Origin of the sequence: Niallia sp. RD1, from assembly GCF_024219955.1 — a bacterium.
Taxonomy (GTDB): Bacteria; Bacillota; Bacilli; order Bacillales; family Cytobacillaceae; genus Niallia; species Niallia alba.
The window spans coordinates 2,588,504-2,608,096 of record NZ_CP100420.1 but is presented as its reverse complement, the minus strand read 5'-3'; the positions used below and the strand labels follow the sequence as shown (position 1 = coordinate 2,608,096).

Annotated in this window: 22 protein-coding genes; 12 read left to right on the top strand and 10 right to left on the bottom strand. The window is 34.8% G+C overall.

Annotation, left to right across the window (positions count from 1 at the left end; all coding sequences use genetic code 11):
* Positions 1-340 precede the first annotated feature (340 nt).
* Positions 341-1,717: a hemolysin family protein gene (locus NKG37_RS12445; protein WP_169188062.1), complete on the top strand. Its 1,377-nt coding sequence runs from the start codon at positions 341-343 to the stop codon at positions 1,715-1,717.
* Positions 1,718-2,233: 516 nt separating this feature from the next.
* Here NKG37_RS12445 and NKG37_RS12440 read toward each other — a convergent pair.
* Complete coding sequence (locus NKG37_RS12440; protein WP_016201903.1) at positions 2,234-2,932, bottom strand: response regulator transcription factor; 699 nt, start codon at positions 2,930-2,932, stop codon at positions 2,234-2,236.
* 318 nt (positions 2,933-3,250) lie between these two features.
* Here NKG37_RS12440 and corA point away from each other — a divergent pair, with 318 nt between their 5' ends.
* The 5 genes from corA (at position 3,251) to NKG37_RS12415 (ending at position 8,347) form a co-directional block, all read left to right on the top strand.
* Entirely contained in the window at positions 3,251-4,198 is a 948-nt protein-coding gene (gene corA / locus NKG37_RS12435) for a magnesium/cobalt transporter CorA (RefSeq protein ID WP_254416284.1), read from the top strand.
* A 157-nt stretch (positions 4,199-4,355) separates the two neighbouring features.
* Entirely contained in the window at positions 4,356-5,258 is a 903-nt protein-coding gene (locus tag NKG37_RS12430) for a YitT family protein (RefSeq protein WP_016201901.1), read from the top strand.
* Positions 5,259-5,672: 414 nt separating this feature from the next.
* On the top strand, positions 5,673-6,467 hold the full coding sequence (locus NKG37_RS12425; protein WP_224428060.1) for an SGNH/GDSL hydrolase family protein: 795 nt from the start codon (positions 5,673-5,675) through the stop codon (positions 6,465-6,467).
* Positions 6,460-7,374, top strand: a complete 915-nt coding sequence (locus NKG37_RS12420; RefSeq protein WP_254416283.1) for an ABC transporter ATP-binding protein — start codon at positions 6,460-6,462, stop codon at positions 7,372-7,374. The genes NKG37_RS12425 and NKG37_RS12420 overlap by 8 nt, the downstream gene beginning before the upstream one ends.
* Complete coding sequence (locus tag NKG37_RS12415) at positions 7,367-8,347, top strand: ABC transporter permease (protein ID WP_101730383.1); 981 nt, start codon at positions 7,367-7,369, stop codon at positions 8,345-8,347. Before NKG37_RS12420 ends, NKG37_RS12415 begins: the two co-directional genes overlap by 8 nt.
* A gap of 201 nt (positions 8,348-8,548) precedes the next feature.
* Here the strand turns inward: NKG37_RS12415 and NKG37_RS12410 are convergent, their stop codons facing one another.
* Positions 8,549-8,758, bottom strand: coding sequence for a DUF3889 domain-containing protein (locus NKG37_RS12410; protein ID WP_254416395.1), 210 nt, complete (start codon positions 8,756-8,758; stop codon positions 8,549-8,551).
* Positions 8,759-8,908: 150 nt separating this feature from the next.
* Positions 8,909-9,907: a M14 family zinc carboxypeptidase gene (locus NKG37_RS12405; RefSeq protein WP_254416282.1), complete on the bottom strand. Its 999-nt coding sequence runs from the start codon at positions 9,905-9,907 to the stop codon at positions 8,909-8,911.
* A 205-nt stretch (positions 9,908-10,112) separates the two neighbouring features.
* Between NKG37_RS12405 and NKG37_RS12400 the strand changes: the two genes are divergently transcribed.
* Positions 10,113-10,358 (top strand): YhdB family protein, encoded by a 246-nt coding sequence (locus tag NKG37_RS12400; protein WP_101730386.1) that lies wholly within the window; start codon positions 10,113-10,115, stop codon positions 10,356-10,358.
* Between the two features lie 110 nt (positions 10,359-10,468).
* On the opposite strand, the gene NKG37_RS12395 is transcribed toward NKG37_RS12400, so the two are convergent.
* Complete coding sequence (locus NKG37_RS12395; RefSeq protein WP_254416281.1) at positions 10,469-12,007, bottom strand: bifunctional GNAT family N-acetyltransferase/carbon-nitrogen hydrolase family protein; 1,539 nt, start codon at positions 12,005-12,007, stop codon at positions 10,469-10,471.
* A gap of 213 nt (positions 12,008-12,220) precedes the next feature.
* Here NKG37_RS12395 and NKG37_RS12390 point away from each other — a divergent pair, with 213 nt between their 5' ends.
* Both NKG37_RS12390 and NKG37_RS12385 read left to right on the top strand, forming a co-directional pair.
* Positions 12,221-12,667 (top strand): disulfide oxidoreductase, encoded by a 447-nt coding sequence (locus NKG37_RS12390; RefSeq protein WP_101730388.1) that lies wholly within the window; start codon positions 12,221-12,223, stop codon positions 12,665-12,667.
* Positions 12,664-13,137 (top strand): thioredoxin family protein, encoded by a 474-nt coding sequence (locus NKG37_RS12385; protein WP_254416280.1) that lies wholly within the window; start codon positions 12,664-12,666, stop codon positions 13,135-13,137. The genes NKG37_RS12390 and NKG37_RS12385 overlap by 4 nt, the downstream gene beginning before the upstream one ends.
* A gap of 80 nt (positions 13,138-13,217) precedes the next feature.
* On the opposite strand, the gene NKG37_RS12380 is transcribed toward NKG37_RS12385, so the two are convergent.
* Complete coding sequence (locus NKG37_RS12380) at positions 13,218-13,625, bottom strand: DUF5365 family protein (protein WP_016201891.1); 408 nt, start codon at positions 13,623-13,625, stop codon at positions 13,218-13,220.
* Positions 13,626-13,799: 174 nt separating this feature from the next.
* Here NKG37_RS12380 and NKG37_RS12375 point away from each other — a divergent pair, with 174 nt between their 5' ends.
* Positions 13,800-14,723, top strand: a complete 924-nt coding sequence (locus tag NKG37_RS12375; protein ID WP_169188057.1) for an RluA family pseudouridine synthase — start codon at positions 13,800-13,802, stop codon at positions 14,721-14,723.
* Between the two features lie 57 nt (positions 14,724-14,780).
* Here NKG37_RS12375 and NKG37_RS12370 read toward each other — a convergent pair whose 3' ends face one another.
* From NKG37_RS12370 to NKG37_RS12355, 5 genes are all read right to left on the bottom strand, one after another.
* Positions 14,781-15,035, bottom strand: a complete 255-nt coding sequence (locus NKG37_RS12370; RefSeq protein ID WP_016201889.1) for a GlsB/YeaQ/YmgE family stress response membrane protein — start codon at positions 15,033-15,035, stop codon at positions 14,781-14,783.
* Between the two features lie 56 nt (positions 15,036-15,091).
* Positions 15,092-15,226, bottom strand: coding sequence for a hypothetical protein (locus NKG37_RS26090; protein WP_263479830.1), 135 nt, complete (start codon positions 15,224-15,226; stop codon positions 15,092-15,094).
* 69 nt (positions 15,227-15,295) lie between these two features.
* A complete protein-coding gene (locus NKG37_RS12365) occupies positions 15,296-16,126 on the bottom strand; it encodes an aldo/keto reductase (protein ID WP_016201888.1) in 831 nt (276 codons plus the stop codon).
* A 135-nt stretch (positions 16,127-16,261) separates the two neighbouring features.
* Positions 16,262-17,101, bottom strand: a complete 840-nt coding sequence (locus NKG37_RS12360; RefSeq protein ID WP_016201887.1) for an SDR family oxidoreductase — start codon at positions 17,099-17,101, stop codon at positions 16,262-16,264.
* 62 nt (positions 17,102-17,163) lie between these two features.
* Positions 17,164-17,655, bottom strand: a complete 492-nt coding sequence (locus tag NKG37_RS12355; protein WP_040342801.1) for a GNAT family N-acetyltransferase — start codon at positions 17,653-17,655, stop codon at positions 17,164-17,166.
* Between the two features lie 296 nt (positions 17,656-17,951).
* Between NKG37_RS12355 and NKG37_RS12350 the strand changes: the two genes are divergently transcribed.
* Positions 17,952-18,569 (top strand): DUF47 domain-containing protein, encoded by a 618-nt coding sequence (locus tag NKG37_RS12350; RefSeq protein ID WP_016201885.1) that lies wholly within the window; start codon positions 17,952-17,954, stop codon positions 18,567-18,569.
* Between the two features lie 14 nt (positions 18,570-18,583).
* Complete coding sequence (locus NKG37_RS12345) at positions 18,584-19,582, top strand: inorganic phosphate transporter (protein ID WP_016201884.1); 999 nt, start codon at positions 18,584-18,586, stop codon at positions 19,580-19,582.
* Positions 19,583-19,593: the final 11 nt, after the last annotated feature.

Below are 19,593 nucleotides of genomic sequence, written 5' to 3'. Positions count from 1 at the left end.
AACAAGGTAAAACAATCGATAGAAAACATGAAATACCCTTTTCTTTCATATATTAAACATATAGACAGAAAATTTAAAAAGTTAACGCTATCATCATTTGACTAGATAGTTTGGCTTACCGTATAATAATTAGTAAAATTAAACAATTGTGAGGTGGTATAATGGGGTTGTTTATCTAAAGGAAGAATTTCATACACATTCTTATTTTCAAACGATTATTATACTAGCCCATACACCGGACCTCGCTTATTACAAATCCATTTCCTAGAATTAGATATTACTCAATCTGAATTAATCAGGAGGTGACTCCTTACTCGGTAAACGAGATAAGGAAATTTATTTGGACATATTTAACTTGGTTATAATAGCCATTTTAATTGCTTTGACTGCTTTTTTTGTAGCTTCAGAGTTTGCTATTATTAGAGTTCGTAGCTCCAGGATTGATCAACTCATAGAGGAAGGTAATAAAAATGCCCTTTCCGCGAAAAAAGTTACTAGCAATCTCGATGAATACTTATCCGCCTGCCAATTAGGAATAACTGTTACAGCACTCGGTATTGGCTGGATTGGCGAAGAAACATTACAACACTTTTTATCACCATTACTGCAAATTATCCATGTCCCAGAAACAGCCATTACCGTCTTATCCTTCTCTTTAGCATTCACTTTTATTACTTTTTTACATGTCGTAGTAGGTGAACTAGCTCCAAAAACATTCGCTATTCATAAGGCAGAGAAAATTACTTTATGGGCGGCAAAGCCTTTAATCCTATTTTATAAAGTGCTTTATCCTTTTATTTGGACCTTAAATGGCTCCTCTAGAATTATCACAAGGACGTTCGGATTAAAACCTGTTTCTGAACATGAATTGGCACATACAGAGGAAGAGCTCCGGATTATCGTCTCAGAGAGTTATAAAAACGGCGAAATCAATCAATCAGAATTTAAGTATGTTAATAATATTTTTGATTTTGATGATCGTATAGCGAAAGAAATTATGGTACCCCGAACAGAGATTATTTCCCTTGAACAAACAAGCACATTAGATGAATTGCTTCATCTTATCCAGAAAGAGCAATTTACTAGATATCCCGTTACCGATGGAGATAAAGACCATATTATCGGAATGATTAATGTAAAAGAAATAATGACAGAGTTACTTAAATCAAGAGATCTTACGACCAAAACACTAAAGCCTTATATAAGGCCAGTCATCCGAGTAATAGAAACGTATCCTATTCAAGATTTATTATTAAAAATGCAAAAGGATCGTATCCATATGGCCATTTTAATGGATGAATATGGTGGAACCTCTGGGTTAGTTACAGTGGAAGATATTATTGAAGAGATTGTTGGAGATATTTGGGATGAGTTTGATAGTGATGAAATTCCTACTATTCGTACGATAAAAGAAAATCATTATATTTTAGATGCTAAAGTTTTGATAAATGAAGTAAATGATTTACTCCACATAGACATAAATGATGAAATAATTGATACATTGGGTGGTTGGATTCTTACTTCTAATTATGAAGCATCGGAGGGGGATACGGTTAACTTCGAATCCTATGCTTTTAAGATTTTAGAAATGGAAGATCATCATATTAAATATGTGGAAGTGAAAAAACAACCAACCAACATAGAAAAACAAAAAAAGCATATTACAATAAAGCAATCCCTTCCTTCCCCTTCATCAGAAGCAGAAATAGTATCCTAACGAGGCTGGAACATAAATATTCCATTCAAAGATAGAGGATGGGACATAACTAAATAGATACTCTGTAAAGACGAACAATTTCTAATATAGCTAGTAAATAGCGGCTGCTTTCGCATACTTTTTACAAGAGGAAATATAATTAGTTGGAAAAACAGAGCAGCCGGAATACACGAAGACTCCTATGGGATTAGCGAGACAGTCTGAGACCCTGCAGGCCACAGGCCGAAGCGGCTCAGCGCGAGCCCCATGGAAAGCGAAGTGTATTCCGGCTGCGGGGAATCGCACCAAACTTCATGGAAACATCCTTTGAAAAACAAATAAAAGCCCGAACAATTATACGGAACATTCATTAGCATCTTCGTATAATTGTTCGGAATTATCCTTGGCTGGAATACTTATGTCCCAGCCTCTTTATTCGTTTTAAAAAGGATGTTGCATGAAGTTTGTTTGCTATGCCTGCGCAAAATAGATGACTCAGCCTCTTTTGCTTCCATAAGAATAAGATCAGTACTACTATTAATCATTTATCCTTGTTTCATCAAATTTATAGCCCACACCCCAGATAGTATGAATAAATGGCTGTTCTTTCGTACCGATTTTATTTCTTAGTCGCTTAATATGCACATCTACTGTTCTTTCATCTCCGTAAAACTGATAACCCCAAACTCGATCTAGTAGCTGTTCCCTAGTAAAAACTTGTTTTGGGTTACTAATTAAATAGTAGAGAAGATCAAATTCTTTCGGTGTTAAATTAGTCAGTACTTCATTATTGTAAATAACTTCTCTCGTTTCCTTGCTTATTTTAAAATGCTCTGTTGTCAGAAATTTATCATCTACTTGATTGGTTGTTTCTTTTTGATATCTTCTTGTTACAGCTTTAATCCGCGCCATTAGCGTTAAGGGGCTGAATGGTTTTGTTACATAATCATCTGCCCCCATTTCTAGTCCAAGTACTTGATCGGATTCACTATCTTTTGCAGTAAGCATAATAATCGGAACAGAACTAATCTCTCTAATTTTCCTACAAATCGTAACACCTTCCATACCTGGCAGCATCCAATCAATGATGATGATATTCCAATTCTGGTTTTCCATGAAAAAGTCTAATGCTTCTTTTCCATTATGAATAAATTTCCCTTCATATCCTTCTTTTAAGAAAAACATCTCTAACATGGAGCAAACACTTTCATTATCTTCGATTACGAGTATTTTCATCCTAACACTTCCTATTTACTAGCGTACATTCTTTTGCTATTTATTATAGCAGATGTTATCAATAACTTTCATACCCTGGTAGCTAACAAGAAAAAATTTTGAATGATATAAGCAAAAAAAAGCTGTTTTAGTAAAGTTTGTTGCTATGCCCGTAGCCGAAATACACTTTCCTTTCCGTTGGGCTCGCGCTGAGCGGCGATCAACGGACCTATCAAGCATGAAAAACACTAAATGATTGCATAAAAATCTTTTTAATTGTAATAAACTAACAAAATAAACTATCCTATTTAATAACACCAGTATAAAGGAGTTATTGAAATGATTCATACGCTAGCTATAAATAAGCATAATGAGATACGTACAAATCTCCCCATTGAAGAAATATTGGAAGGAGATTTTCAGTGGTCTTGGATTGACTTCGATCAGCCAATTGACGATGAAATTGAAAAATTGCATCATCCTTTTAGGTTTCATCCCTTATCTATAGAAGATTGTCTCCATAATTTGCAACGACCTAAAATTGACTATTTTGAAACCTATACCTTTTTTGTCACCCATTGTTTAAATCCAAAAACCATAAAAAAAGATGAACTTAATATTTTCTTAGGGAAAAATTTCATCGTTACCTTTCATCATCATGCTTCGATTGAAGTGAATGCAGTAAAAGAAATGCTAACAAGAGAAGATGTTGCCACTTGGACACAATATACCGTTCTTTATCAGTTATTGGATCATCTAGTCGATAATTATTTTCCGATTGTCTATGACATTGAGGATTCCCTTGCAGAAATCGATGAAAACCCGACAAAAAAAACAATGGAAGCCTTGTTAGATGAATTATTTTCAACTAGGCACCAGCTTCTTTCCTTACGACATACCGTCGTGCCAATGAAAGATATAGTACACCAGATGATTAATAACGAAAAAATAGCGGCTCTTTTAACCAAAAAAGAATACTATTCTGATATTTATGATCACTTATTGAAAATTAGTGAACTAGTTGAATCCAATCGGGAATTAACGACAGATATAAGAGATAGTTATCTATCCTATAACTCGCATCATTCTAATAGAATTATGCAAATTCTTACTGTCATTACGACCATTTTTATGCCACTCAGCTTCTTAGCTGGCTTATACGGAATGAACTTTGTAAATATGCCTGAACTTCAATGGAAATACGGTTACTTCCTTCTGTTATTTATAATGGCCAGTATAGGTATAGGAATGTTTATCTTGTTTAAACGAAAAGGCTGGTTTAAGTAAGACTGTCTTTTTCCTGTTATTCTTTTGCATATATTAAAAAAACACCGAGCTTTGATAGATATATTTCAAAACTATTATGATAAAATAGAATTATCGATATTTTCACTTATTGTTTACACATTTTTTTACATATAAAACGTAACTGGGGGGATTAACGATGGAGTCATCAAATATACAAGCAGAGGCAATTTTAGAAAAACCACAACATAAAATTTTACCAAAAAAGGTTTTAGCTAGCAGGATATTTTTCATTATTGTTGGTAGTATTTTAATGGGAGTCGGCATTGAAGAATTTCTTGTTCCTAATAAAGTATTAGATGGAGGTATTGTTGGAATCTCCATTATCCTCTCTCACTTGTCTGGCGCAAAGCTTGGCTATTTTATCTTTTTATTAAATATTCCCTTCTTCTATATTGGCTACAAACAAATTGGTAAGACTTTTACTTTTTCCACGATGCTAGGTATTACCGTTCTTTCTCTTACAACCATTTTATTACACGATGTGCCCGTTTTCACATCTGATTTACTTCTCGCCACTGTGTTTGGTGGTATTATCCTTGGTATTGGAGTGGGAATTGTGCTACGCTTTGGCGGCTCCCTTGATGGTACAGAGGTATTAGCTCTCCTTTTCAGTAAAAGAAGCCCTTTTTCCGTTGGTGAAATTATTATGTTTTTCAATGTCTTTATCTTTATTAGTGCTGGGTTTGTTTTTTCTTGGAATCGAGCTATGTATTCATTGATCGCCTATTTTATTGCTTTTAAAGTAATTGATATTGTTATAGCTGGTTTAGATGAATCAAAATCAGTTTGGATTATTAGTGACCATTCACAAGTAATCGGTGAAACGATACTAGCAAGACTTGGACGCGGTGTCACTTATCTGAAGGGTGAAGGTGCCTATACTGGTGACACAAAGAAAGTTATTTTTTGCGTTATTAACCGTTTAGAAGAAGCTAAACTTAAAACAATTATTGAAGAACTAGATCCTACTGCCTTTCTTGCAGTTGCCAATATTTCTGAAGTACGTGGTGGAAGGTTTAAGAAAAAAGATATTCATTAAGGCTATTTTCTAAAAAATTGTTGTTATTTCAATAGGAAAAAAGAATTGGTTAAAAAAATGGAGCAGCCGGAATACACGTAGACGCCACGGGGATTAGCGAGACAGTCTGAGACCCCGGAGGCAAAGATGAGGAGGCTTATGCTTAGCCCCACGGAAAGCGAAGTGTATTCCTGCTACGGGTAATCGCAACAAACTTTACGAAAACAGACTTCATTAAAAACAACCCTTTTTCATCTCCTCTTTCAGGCTATCTTCTTTGGTTGGCCACTTCTATTTTTGATACCTTTTAAAAAATAATTCTATTCCCTTCTTCTTTTGGGATCTGGTGTAATGAAAATAGAAAAGTGTTTAACGATTGATAGGTTTATTTCTCTCCATTTTTGTGAAAAATTTCATTTGATAGGAGGTTCAGCGTTGCGAAAAAACTTAACCGTTTCAATATTAACATTATCAAGCATCGTTTGTTTATTATGGATAATCGGCTTAGGATGGGTTCTAGTTGATTATACTAATCAGCCAGCTGAAAAGCCCCAAACAACAAATACCGCGAATCAGAAAGAAATAGAAGCTGATGGCGTCCACCTTTTAGCTTTAGGTGATTCTCTCACGCGAGGGACAGGTGATGATACCGGAAAAGGATATATTGGTTATCTAAAGGAAGCCTTAGCTGAAAAGACCGAAGAAGAAATCAAGATTACCAACTATGGAATAAAAGGATTAACGACAGATAAATTAGCCGAGCAATTAACAGGTCAGGAAATACAAAGACAAACAGCAAATGCTGACCTTCTCTTTATAACGATAGGAGGGAATGATCTTTTTCAAGGTGGCCAATCCCTTACTGAGATTGAAGAAGATTCCATAAGCAAATTAATGGAAGCCTATTCTAAACAATTGCAGACGGTACTAACAACTATTCGCTCCATTAATGCAGATGCACCCATCTATTTAATGGGCTTATACAATCCTTTTAATGATCTAGACAATCGTGCATTAACTTCTCAAGTAGTTCGCACTTGGAATAATACCACAGCGGAGATATGTGCTAATTATGCCCAAACCATTTTTGTCCCAACCTATGATATTTTCCAGCAGAATGTTCAGCAATATTTATATTCTGACCATTTTCATCCAAATAAAAAGGGCTATCAGCTAATGGCTGAACGTGTGGCATCCCTTATCTCCTGGGAGGTAAATGACAATGAGTGACATTACACTATCTGTTCAGCATTTAACGAAAAGAATTGGAAAAAGAGATATTATTAAAAACATTAGCTTTGAATTAAAAAGTGGAGAAGTCTTCGGCTTTCTTGGACCAAACGGGGCTGGAAAGACAACTACAATTCGCATGCTAGTTGGATTAATCAAACCAACATCTGGTCAAATATTCATTTGTGGATACGAGGTTAAAAAAGATTTTTCAAAGGCAATGGAGCGCTTAGGCTGCATTGTAGAAAATCCAGAGTTGTATCCGTATTTAACTGGCTGGGAAAACCTGCAATATTTTGCTCGGATGTTAACAAATACAGACGATAAACGAATAACAGAAGTTGTTGAATTAATTGGGTTAACTGATCGTATTCACGACAAAGTTAAAACTTATTCCCTCGGGATGCGCCAACGTCTTGGAATTGGTCAAGCACTATTAAGCCGGCCGAAAGTATTAATACTAGATGAGCCAACTAATGGATTAGATCCTTCTGGTATAAGAGAAATGCGGCAATTTATTCGGTTTCTTGCGAAGGAAGAAGGGCTAAGTGTATTAGTATCCAGCCATTTATTAAGTGAGATTCAACTTTTATGTGATCGTGTATCCATTATTTTAGACGGAAAAATCATCCATACTGAATCAGTACATACTTTACTAACCCAAAACGAGAAGTTAATTTGGCGATTTACCCCTGTAGAAAAAGGGCTAGAAATCTTGAAAAAGCTTGCTCCTTCTGTCACAGTACGAGAGGATGTTGTGATTACTCCATACATCGAAGAAGAAGTTTCTCAGTGGAGTAGATTATTGATAGAAGCTAATGTAGATATTAAAGAAATGAATCGACAAATTCCATCTCTTGAGCATCTATTCTTAGAGCTCACAGGAGGTGACTCCGTCGGTGAATAAACTTATTTATAATGAAATGCTAAAACTCGTTAAAAGTAAGCGATTATTAGTTGTAACGATAATCATCGGAATCATGATAACAATGTTTACGTATGCACAGCATCGCGAAATGGAAAACGTCAAAAAAAGAATTGGAGATACGGATTGGCGTGTCACTCTACAACAATCTATCGTTGATATGCAAAACCGAATTGGTTCAAGTGGGATTTCCGAAGAATTCCGCTCCCAATTAAAGGTTCGAATTGATCAAAGTCAATATTATCTTGATAACAACATTAACCCACAAGAGCCAGGTGCTCCAACCTTTTTGCGCGTGTTTTTAGATAATTCGATTCAGTTGCTTCTTCCTTTAATGGTCATGATTATTTCAGCTGATATGGTTTCTTCTGAAAAAAGTCTTGGCACCATTAAGCTGTTACTGACAAGACCAGTAAGGCGTTGGAAAATCCTGTTAAGTAAATATATCACGCTCCTTTTATCTGTTTCCTTTATCTTATTTATTTTTGGGTTATTTTCGTACCTTATTTCCGGGCTATTCTTTGGATATGCGGGTTGGACAGCCCCCATATTAACTGGGTTTACAGTGCAGGCTGGTGAATTAAATACAGCCAATGTCCATTTAATCCCTCAATGGCAATACATTCTTATGATTTTTGGGCTCGGTTGGTTTGTATCGGTAGTAGTAGGTACCCTTTCCTTTATGTTCTCCGTCCTTATTAAAAGTACAGCAGCGGGAATGGGGGCCATGCTTGCATTCTTGATTTCTGGTTCCATCATTAGTTCGATTGCATCTTCTTGGGAGGCAGCAAAGTACTTTTTCATGGTAAACTTGCGTCTAACAGATTATCTCCAAGGAAATATTCCTCCCATTGAAGGAATGTCCCTTCCCTTCTCCCTTATTGTACTGTCTATTTGGGGTGTAGCTGGGATTATTATCTCTTTCCTTGTATTTACGAAGAAAGATGTTTATTAAAAAAGACTGTTTTCTAAAGTATTTGTTATTTAATCAAAAAGATGGATGAGTTGGAAAAATGGAGCAGCCGGAATACACGAAGACGCCACGGGGATTAGCGAGACAGTCTGAGACCCCGGAGGCGAAGTGTATTCTGGCTGCGGGTTATCGCAAACAAACTTTGCGAAAAAATCCTTAAAAAAAGACCTTTTCGGTCTTTTTTTAAGGATTTGCTTCTTCTACTACTAGCGAGATAAATTTATCATCTTGTGTTCTATGGTTAATAGTAACGATAACGTTTTTTTCCTTTCCATCCTCTTTCACTACAAATTGAAAGGAATCTTGTTCCTCTTGTGCTGATATTTTTTTTCGTCCTAAATATTTATAGTCTGTTACAGACTCTTCTGGATAATCTGCTTTTACAACAGCAATTGCGATGGAGCCGAATTTTTTATAATCCAGTTCCTATACAGCTACATTATGGGACGGAAACATAAATGCCATAATTAATACCGTCACGCTAACAATAAGAATGGATAAAGATCTAGTTTTCATAAATACCTCCAATATTTTTTCTTATTATTAGTCCCCTAACATTTTTTTATGTACCGCATCTATTTTTTTTGCTTCCTCTATCAGTGTTCTTGGAATGGCCTTATTTCTTGCCCATTCATTTGAAAAATTAATTAAGGAAGGATCGCGCTCGTCTACCAATGGACATATTTCGATTGTAAAAGCTGGCAAATGATAGGTAGTAATAAACCAATCTGTAAATCCACCCCCAATTGCATCTTTGTTAGGTGTCCCCAGCTTGTATCCTGTTTCTTTTGCGAGAACTTCTGCAATCATTTGGTCTCTTTCCTCATTAACACCGTTATTATATTGCCAAAAAATCTCTTGCCCAGACGAATGATAAGCTACAGCAATTGTTGGTTTAATTTTTTCTGTTAACTTTACAATCGCTTGTACTTCTGCTGCCTCAAATGGTGCCTTACCTTTATAATTTTTATAGGAAGGCTCTTTTTTTGAATCCTTTAAATACTCCCATCCAGCCGGATACTGTCGATTAAGGTCCACTCCTAGTCCGTTACTTTTCCAGCGCGTAAAATCATCTATACCACCATTCATCTTCTTAATTTTTCTTTTAGAAAAAAACGGGAATTTATTAATTTTCCCTTGTTGAATCGTGACTCCATCCGGATTAATCATCGGTACAATCCAAATGGAATAGGAACCAAGAAAGTTGTCTCCATTTTTCATTGTTGCTGCAATATCTTCTGTCATTTTCATTGTTAACAAAGAAGTTATCCATTCTCTTCCATGATGGGCACCAGAAAGAAGAACGCTTTTTTCTCCTGTACCTATTTGAACCGCGTAAATCTTCCTCCCAAATTCTGATTTTCCAATCGTATGCACCTGTAACTGCTTTTTATATTTACTCTTCAAAATCCAAACATCTTCTTGAAATTCTTCGTATGTATACTCTTTATTCACATCAATAACTGAATCTGCATGATATTCCTTTGGATAGATAGAAAGTAGAAATATGATGATTGTCATAATAATAAGTCGCCGTTTCATAATAACCCCTTTTTTGTTTATATTGTGAATATGTAGCATTCCTTATTCATATTACAGTCAATTTCTTCTTCCTTTCTTCACATGAAATTATACAGGTAAAAATAGAAAATCCTTTTAAATCAATATAGCCAACTTTTAGTGGGTAACATTCTTCTCTTTCGTCATATAATATAATCATCTCCTTCCCACAAAAGGAGGCATTAAAATGAATAAATCAGATTATGATCGAGCCCTATATTATACACATCGATCAGAGTGGGATAATCTTCTTATACTAATGGTAAGAACCCATGATAACTTTCTCTCAAAAAAAATCGAACAATTTCTACACGCCTACAACTTTGAACATGATTATTCTGTCATAGAAAAACATTTATATTCATTATTACGCTACATCGATCACGCCAACGATTTAGTAGAAGATGAATGGATTCACACAACCACAATGTAATCTATAGAATTCCACCAAAAAACCACGGCTTTTCGGCCGTGGTTTCAGTCTGTAGATAAACCTCTAAATTTTAGAATCGGAGCCTTAAATATGACTCATTTTCATACCCCTTACTTTTTATATTCAATTCGATAAACGTCAAATCTTCTATCCTTTAATTGGCGCACAGTTCCTCTTTGGCGTTGTCGTCTTAATATTTCTAAGTCTACATCCCCGATCATGACCATTTCGATATTAGGGTTGGTTTCGCCAACAATTCCATCTCGTGCAAATTCAAAATCGGATGGTGCAAAGATTGCCGATTGTGCATATTGGATATCCATGTTTTCTGTTTGCGGCAAATTGCCGACAGTTCCAGCAATAACCGTATAAATTTGATTTTCAACTGCTCTTGCTTGTGCACAATAGCGTACTCGTAAATATCCTTGACGATCCTCTGTACAAAATGGGGTAAAAATAATTTTCGCTCCCATATCTGTTGCAATCCGAGCAAGCTCTGGAAATTCAATATCATAGCAAATTTGAATCGCGATTTTTCCGCAATCTGTATCAAAAACCCTAATCGCATCTCCTCGTCTTATTCCCCACCATTTCCGTTCATTAGGAGTTATATGTAATTTATATTGTTTTTCAATCGTTCCATCTCGTCTAAAAAGGTAAGCAATATTATAAATTTCTTCATCATCTTCCTTCACAAAATGGGAACCTCCGATGATGTTAATATTATAACGAATCGCTAAATTCGTAAAAAGTTCAATATATTGCTCGGTATATTCTGTTACCTTTCTAATGGCCGTACTTGGAACACGTTCATCCATAAATGACATTAATTGAGAAGTAAGCAGTTCTGGAAACACAACAAAATCTGATTCTGCATTAGAGGCCACATCTGTATAATACTCCACTTGGTTGGCAAAATCTTCAAAGCTATATATTTGCCTCATCATATATTGAACGACACAAATACGCACCGGATTGCTGCTTTTGAAAAAACGTTTGGATTTTGGCATATATTCGACATTATTCCATTCCATAATCGTTGCATAACTTTTCGATTGTGCATCGTCTGGCAAATAGTTGGGATTAATTCGCATTAGCGTAAATCCATTTAATAATTGAAAAGACAAGACCGGATCGTATATTTTATGATGCAGAACTTCCTGCACATATTCTCTTGCCGTCATTTGATCTTCATACTTATAGTAATTTGGAATTCTACCGCCAATGATAATACTTTGTAAATTTAAACGTCGTACCAACTCTTTTCTAGCTTCATAAAGACGATGACCTATTTTCATTCTCCGATAAGCTGGATCTACCATTACTTCTATTCCATAAAGATTATAGCCATCTGGATTATGGTTTGTTATATATCCACCATCTGTCACTTCATCCCATGTATGGCGGGCATCATATTCATCAAAGTTAATGATCAAGCTAGAACAGGAACCGATTATTTCTCCATCATACTCTGCCACAAATTGTCCTTCCTGAAAGATATCAATATGGCTCTTTAATTGATCATTTTTCCAAGGATCCATGCCTGGAAAGCACTCTGCTTGCAGCTTCATAATCTTATCAATATCCTGATAATCAGTGTTTCGGATAATTAATTTCTTTTCAAATCTTGATAAATCCAATTTTGGCATACTATTTGACTCCCTTATAAATGTCTCTTCTTTAAAGAAATTTTACTTTCTATTTACTATTTCTACATTTCCCCATTTTTTTCAGATATAATCTATCTCCTTTAATGAAATCTAGTTTGTTTACATCAATTCCGAATACATTTATACTTTTTCTATAGTGAAAATACCTTTATTAATTTTAGTAGTAAATAAACGACAGTAAAGGAGACTCGTATGAAAGAAAAAACAAAGCAAAAGGATTCCCGAGAGAACATCTTATATTTAGCATGGATTGCAGCTGTCCTTAGCATGTTCGGCAGCCTCTATTTTTCAGAAATCAGAGAGTTTGTTCCTTGTACTTTATGCTGGTATCAGCGGATATTAATGTACCCGTTTGTAATTATTTTAGGGATTGCGGTGATACGAAAGGATTATAAAATCACCTTTTACACCATGATTCTTTCTGGTATTGGTGCATGTATTTCCATTTATCACTATTCGCTCCAAAAGTTAGCTAGCATCTTTGAAGCAGCTGCTGCATGTGGACCGGTTGCTTGTACAGGCGAATACATAAATTGGTTAGGGTTTATAACCATCCCCTTTATGGCACTCATTGGCTTTATCATTATTTTTTCTTGCAGCCTTATCATTTGGAAAAAAACAAAGGAGATGAATGAATGAAAAAAGTAATATTTTTCTTAGTCTTTATTATTATTTTATTTGCAGGGGTAGCCTTTTTATCTAATATGCAAAAAGAAAAAGCTGTAGAAGGCAATATGTATAAAAAAGATAATTTAAAACCTGAAACAATTGAATTATTAGATGATCCAAATTACCAGAATATTATTCTTCCTAGTGAACTAGAGGAAAAATTAAAAACGGAAGAAGATGTTACCGTCTACTTCTTTAGCTCAGATTGTATGTACTGCAAACAGACTACACCAGAACTAATGCCACTTGCTGAAGAATTAAATGTATCCATCGATCAATATAACTTATGGGAATTTGAAGAAGGCTGGGATAAATACAATATTGAATCCACGCCAACAATTGTTCAGTACAAAAATGGAGAAGAAGTAAGTCGAATCAATGGCTACAGAGAGCCTGCTGTATTTAAACAATGGTTAAAGGAATATAGTGTTACTAAATAAAGCAATAAGCCACCGCAGTTTCTGATAACAGCGGTGGCTTATTTTTCAATTAATTAGGAACCTAGGCAACTAAGAATAAATTATAGTAAATACTGATTATTCGCCTCTGCATACATACTAAAATTTGCTTGATTGTACGAATTTCCATTAACATCAATTTTAAAATTTGCTAAATCAAATGGGAAGAAAATATCTAAGTCCTCTAATATTTGTACATTTCTTTCGAATAAATGCTTATATTTACATTTATTCTCTGGATCCTCCAGTATATTCACAAGGGTTTGCAAACTTGCAATAACTTGATAAGATGTTTTTAACGTACTTAATAACTGTGCTTTTTCAGGAGTGATAGCAAGAACCTTCAATCGCTCGAACTTATTAATTTCCTTGTCTGAAAAATAGAAAGGAAATATCTTTGAATAAAAGGTCTGAACCAGTTCATTAATTCTTTCCTCTTGTGTTGGTGTTGATGCAAAAACAACTTTCATGAAATGAAACACCCTCTTTATTTCTTTATAAATTTACACTACACAAAGTAATAACCCTAGTCTAACATATCCCTCAAAACCATTTCTGTGGTAATTAAAACCATGATATGATAACTAAGTTAGATTTAAGACACTTTTATAATTATGACACAAAAAGATAAAGGAGATTTATATATGCTATTTGAAAGAAAAGGAGACTGGCTACTGCTTAAAATCCCTTTCCAATGGGAAGGTTTATCAATCGAGGCATTATTTTCACAAATTTTATTAGCTTCAAAAAAACAAATCCACTTATCTAAAATGGGGAAAAAAGTACAGGTAAATAACCAAAATGTTCCTTGGAATACGTTGCTTAAGCAGGAAGATATTTTAAAAATTAAGCTCTTTCAGCAGGAGCCAAATGACATTATTCCGACCTATATGGATCTCTCCATTCTTTATGAGGATGACTTTCTTCTCGTTGTTAATAAGCCAGATGGGATAGATACACATCCTCATTCTCCCGAAGATGCTTCTGCTTTATTAAATGGTGTTGCCTATCATTTGTTAATGAATGGAGAAGAACGACAATTAAAGCATATTCACCGATTGGATCGAGATACAACTGGCTGTATTCTTTTTGCCAAACACGATTTAGTCGCTAATATGCTTGATTATATGTTGAGGGAAAGAAAAATCAAGAGGACATATATCGCACTTGTACAAGGATTCCTATCGCAGAAAAAAGGAACCATTAATAAGCCTATTGGGAAGGACAGACATCACAGTAGCCGCCGAAGAATTTCAGAAACGGGACAAAATGCAATCACGCATTTCAAACGAATGAATCGATTGCCTAATCAAGGATTAACGCTTATATCTTGCACATTAGACACAGGTAGAACCCATCAGATTAGAGTTCATTTGAGCTCCATTCATCATCCGCTTGCTGGCGATACACTTTACGGTGGCCAACCAATTTTTCATCGCCAAGCATTGCATGCCGTAAAAATTCAATTCATCCACCCTATTTCTGGGGAAGAAATTACCGTCTTTGCCCCTCCAATGGACAGCCCACCTATTTTCCCTGATGACGACTGGGAAGAGTTGTTGAAATAGTTTTTCAAAAAAAAAGGAAATGGCTTAAAAAAGCTCATTTCCCTTTTTTATTATCCATTATGTTGTTTTACGCATCCCACGCATAATCAGGCTTAAAATAAATACTAGGACAACAGCTCCAATAATACTTGGAATTAGAGCAAAATCAGCAATCGATGGACCCCAATCACCAAGAATTAATGAACCTAACCATGCACCAACAAAACCAGCAATGATATTTCCAATCACTCCGCCAGGAATATCTTTACCTACAATTAAGCCTGCTAACCATCCTATAATACCACCTATAATTAATGACCATAAAAATCCCATATTTAACACTCCTTTTTATTATAGTGTTTTATTTTTTTCATGAGACAGGGAAGAATTCATGCTGCAGCTTTATTATCCCGTACGGTTATCTTCTCTATCTGCTTGTACTTATATTTACCACCCTGTGCTGCTTTTAAACCTAACAAAAGATTCATTGTTTCATGAATATTCATACAAATGGTTCCGAACAAAAAAGATCTACACCTATTCATTATAGGGTAGATCTTTTTTGTCCCGTTTTACAGGTACACTAATTTAAATTAAAATAGCAATTCATCTGGATTACTACCAAGTCTTTCATTCATATTTAATTGATCTATTTGATCCATTTCCACTAAGCTTAGTTGAAAATCAAATATCTCTGCATTTTCCTTGATTCTTTCAGGATGAATGGATTTAGGAATAATAATATGTCCATTTTGTAGATGCCAGCGCAAAATAACTTGAACTGGGGTTTTCCCATGCTTTTTGGCAATATAATTAAGGGTAGGTTCATTTACTAACCGACCTTTCGCAATCGGGGACCATGCTTCCACTCTGATATCTTTTTTCTTGCAATATTCTCTTAAATTTTCTTGAGAAAGTCGTGGATGTAGCTCAATCTGATTAACAGTTGGTTTTTCATTTGCATTTGCAAGTAAATGGTCTAAATGGTGCTCATGAAAATTACTTACACCAATCGCCCTAACTGCTCCTTCTTCATACAATCTCTCAAGCGCTTTCCATGTTTCAACATACTTATCTTTTCCTGGCCAATGTATCAAATACAAATCAAGATAATCTAATTCAAGCTTCTTTAAACTTGTCTCAAATGCCTTTAGTGTCGAATCATATCCTTGATCCTCATTCCAAACTTTTGTGGTGATAAAGAGGGAATCCCTAGAGACAACGCTTTCTTTTATTGCTCTTCCTACTCCTTCTTCATTTCTGTAAATAGCAGCAGTATCAATAGCACGATAACCTAGTTCCAAAGCAGTTTGCACGGTATGAAAAACCGTATCTCCCTCTTCTACTTTAAAGACTCCGATACCCAATTGTGGTTTCTCTACTCCATTATGTAGCCTTACTTTTTGTTCGATGCTATAGACCAAACAAAACACCCCCAAAATCAGAATTATCCATATAATAACACTTATTTGAATGCTTCTCTATAAATATGATTGCACTATAAAGTGAAACTTCTATATACTGTCGCTAACAATAAGCGACTACTTCCTAATATATTTTTATTTTAAGATAAATAGAACGATTTTCTCCCACCATTTCCACGGGATAATGCGTTTAACAAGGATAGTACTTTTCGTTCCTTTTCCAACTACATAACGCATTTTGGGCTGTTTTTTTTGAGCAATAGCAACTACTTTTCTAGCTAGCTCCCTTGGATCTCCATCCTTATTCCTATTTTTTTGTAAATATGTATCTAACTGATTCATGTAAGTAAAATATGGTGATGTCGCCAAGGTGGATTTCTCCGTAACTTTTTTCCCTGTTGTCCAAATATTTGTTTGAAAAGAACCAGGTTCGATGAGGATAACAGGAATTGAAAAAGGTGCTAATTCTAATCTTAAGGACTCACTCCATCCCTCTAATGCAAATTTAGAGGATACATAAGGGGACATGCCAGGAAATCCGATTTCTCCACTTATGCTGCTCATATTAATAATCATTCCTTGACCTTGTTTTCTCATAAACGGTAGAACAGCTTGTGTTACACGAATTGTCCCAAAAAAGTTTGTGTCCATTTGCAATTGATATTCTTGGATGGGTATTTCCTCTGAAAAACCAGCTCCAGCATAACCAGCATTATTTATTAACAAATCTACTCGTCCAAATTCCTGTAAATATAATGTTAAGTTTTCAACTGATTTGTCGGAAGTAATATCCAAAATAATAATTTCAATATTGGACATTACCCCCATTTTAGTTGCGATGTCGATTAATGGTTTGCTTTTATTTCTATCTCTCATTGATGCTATAACTGTATAATTTGCTTTTGCAAACTCTAGTGCCATCCATTTACCAAACCCACTGTTTGCACCTGTTATTAGGACTACTTTCTTCTCCACTGTTTCACCTTTTCCTTCATATATATGGCATTAATTATTCGTCAATCCTTTAAACATTCCACTTACTTATATTCACTACTTAACATGGACATCATATAGATGGATTGGTAGTTATCGTTTAATTTTATTGCTTCGCGCTGTAATCCTTCTATCTTAAAGCCTTCTGATTCATAAAGAGACTTTGCACGATTATTATGATCGACTACCTCTATCCATAACCGATTTGCTTTCCTTTCGGTAAAAGCCCATTTTTTTATTAACTGAAGCATTTTTCTTCCATATCCCTTCCCTTTCTCGGAAAAGGCAATTCTTTTTATTTCGATGCTATTACTTTCATCTTCCAGTCCATTAATTAAGACATAACCAACTGGTTTTTCCGATGCTTTGTCTAGAACAATCAAATGTAAGAGATTAGAATCAGTTGATATCGCTTTTTTATGTTCCTGTAATGACCATTGTAATATATAAGGACTATTTGTGGGATCATTTTCAGTACTTATCACATAGGCGAGATCCTTCTCTAGGGTTTTTCGTATCAAAATAGTATCATCCATTAACAATTTTCTTCCTCCTTACTTGGACATTATGTTATTACTATATTCTGAAACAATAAATTGGACACTTTATGGGCAGAGAAGCAGATTGTTACGATTTTATCTCTGTAAATAGACGATAATTATTAAATTAGTGCGAACTTTGTAAAAATGTAATGTTATTTTCTTAAAATTTTGTAAACCAAATATTAAGATTTTGTAAATTTCTTTATAAAATACTAGGATATTCGACAACTTTCCTATACAATATGTAAGGCTTAGTCATATTTTGTTATATATTAATGGAGGTAACCGCAATGGTTTTTAAAAAACAAGATAAGTTTGCTGTTATGTTAAAAAATATCGCTTCAAATTTAAAAGAAGGAGCAGATTTTTTTGCTGACTATAAATTAACAAACGTTAGCGATTTAAAAACTTTTTCTGAAACAATGAAGGAAATTGAAACAAAAGGTGATACATATGTTCATGAAGTTATCACAGAATTAAATAAAGCATTTATTACTCCCATTGAAAGAGAAGACATTCTAGCTCTTACAATGAGCATGGATGATGTATTAGATGGCCTTGAGCATACGGCAGCACTATTTGAAATGTACAACATCATTAGCGCTGACGAATACATGCTTCGTTTTGTGGAAGAAATTAAGAATTGTGCAGTTGAAATCGACAAAGCAGTGGATCTGCTTACAACCAAAAAATTACCTAAAATTAGAGAATATGCGATTAGAATTAAAGACCATGAATCTAAATGTGATGGCATTTTACGTCAATCCATTAAAAACCTATTCTCTGTAGAAAAAGATCCTATTCGCATTATCCAATATAAAGAAGTGTATGAAAATCTTGAGGATATTGCTGACTACTGTCAAAGTGTTGCAAACACACTTGAGAGTATTATTATGAAGAACGCGTAAGGAGTCTTTTTCCAATGAATACACTATTAATACTTACTATATTAATCGTTGTCTTTGCATTAGCATTTGATTTTATCAATGGCTTCCATGATACAGCCAACTCAATTGCAACTGCAGTGTCAACAAAAGCCTTAAAACCGAAACATGCGATTATTATGGCAGCATGTATGAACTTTATAGGTGCGATGACATTTACAGGTGTTGCAAAGACGATTACAAAAGGAATAGTTAATCCTTTTGATTTAACAAATGGATCACTAGTTATCCTTGCCGCATTAATCGCTGCTATTATCTGGAACTTAGTTACATGGTATTATGGGATACCAAGTAGTTCTTCCCATGCCATTATTGGATCAATCGCTGGAGCTGCTATTGCATCTTCCGGATTTGCTTCCCTTAATTACACTGGATTTATTAAGATTATTCAGGCATTGATTCTTTCACCAATCATCGCCTTTATCGTTGGATATATTGTTTATTCGATCTTTAAATTTTTCTTTAGAGATTTAAACTTAACAAAAACAAATAGACGCTTCCGCTATTTTCAAATATTCACGGCAGCATTGCAGTCTTATACTCATGGTACAAATGATGCCCAAAAAGCAATGGGGATTATCACAATGGCTTTATTAGCTAATAATTATGTTACAACAGATGAAGTTCCGTTTTGGGTACAGTTTGCCTGTGCCGCTGCAATGGGTCTAGGAACATCTGTTGGTGGATGGAGAATTATTAAAACAGTAGGTGGAAACATCATGAAAATTCGCCCAGTAAATGGAGTTGCAGCTGACCTAACAGGCGCAATGATTATTTTTGGGTCAACTTTAATCCACTTACCAGTTAGTACAACTCATGTTATTTCTTCTTCAATCCTAGGTGTTGGTTCATCACACCGATTAAAAGGGGTTAAATGGGGAACAGCACAAAGAATGCTCATTACATGGGTAATTACATTACCAATTTCAGCTAGCATAGCTGCAATTTGTTATTATATCTTGCACTTCTTTTTTTAAGTAATTTTTTG

Excerpts from the sequence above, each read along its gene's own strand:
- NKG37_RS12440 (WP_016201903.1), bottom strand. The coding sequence starts at position 2,932 with ATGAAAATACTCGTAATCGAAGATAATGAAAGTGTTTGCTCCATGTTA.
- corA (WP_254416284.1), top strand. The coding sequence starts at position 3,251 with ATGATTCATACGCTAGCTATAAATAAGCATAATGAGATACGTACAAAT.
- NKG37_RS12430 (WP_016201901.1), top strand. The coding sequence starts at position 4,356 with ATGGAGTCATCAAATATACAAGCAGAGGCAATTTTAGAAAAACCACAA.
- NKG37_RS12420 (WP_254416283.1), top strand. The coding sequence starts at position 6,460 with ATGAGTGACATTACACTATCTGTTCAGCATTTAACGAAAAGAATTGGA.
- NKG37_RS12405 (WP_254416282.1), bottom strand. The coding sequence starts at position 9,907 with ATGAAACGGCGACTTATTATTATGACAATCATCATATTTCTACTTTCT.
- NKG37_RS12400 (WP_101730386.1), top strand. The coding sequence starts at position 10,113 with ATGAATAAATCAGATTATGATCGAGCCCTATATTATACACATCGATCA.
- NKG37_RS12395 (WP_254416281.1), bottom strand. The coding sequence starts at position 12,007 with ATGCCAAAATTGGATTTATCAAGATTTGAAAAGAAATTAATTATCCGA.
- NKG37_RS12390 (WP_101730388.1), top strand. The coding sequence starts at position 12,221 with ATGAAAGAAAAAACAAAGCAAAAGGATTCCCGAGAGAACATCTTATAT.
- NKG37_RS12385 (WP_254416280.1), top strand. The coding sequence starts at position 12,664 with ATGAAAAAAGTAATATTTTTCTTAGTCTTTATTATTATTTTATTTGCA.
- NKG37_RS12380 (WP_016201891.1), bottom strand. The coding sequence starts at position 13,625 with ATGAAAGTTGTTTTTGCATCAACACCAACACAAGAGGAAAGAATTAAT.
- NKG37_RS12375 (WP_169188057.1), top strand. The coding sequence starts at position 13,800 with ATGCTATTTGAAAGAAAAGGAGACTGGCTACTGCTTAAAATCCCTTTC.
- NKG37_RS12370 (WP_016201889.1), bottom strand. The coding sequence starts at position 15,035 with ATGGGATTTTTATGGTCATTAATTATAGGTGGTATTATAGGATGGTTA.
- NKG37_RS12355 (WP_040342801.1), bottom strand. The coding sequence starts at position 17,655 with ATGGATGATACTATTTTGATACGAAAAACCCTAGAGAAGGATCTCGCC.
- NKG37_RS12350 (WP_016201885.1), top strand. The coding sequence starts at position 17,952 with ATGGTTTTTAAAAAACAAGATAAGTTTGCTGTTATGTTAAAAAATATC.
- NKG37_RS12345 (WP_016201884.1), top strand. The coding sequence starts at position 18,584 with ATGAATACACTATTAATACTTACTATATTAATCGTTGTCTTTGCATTA.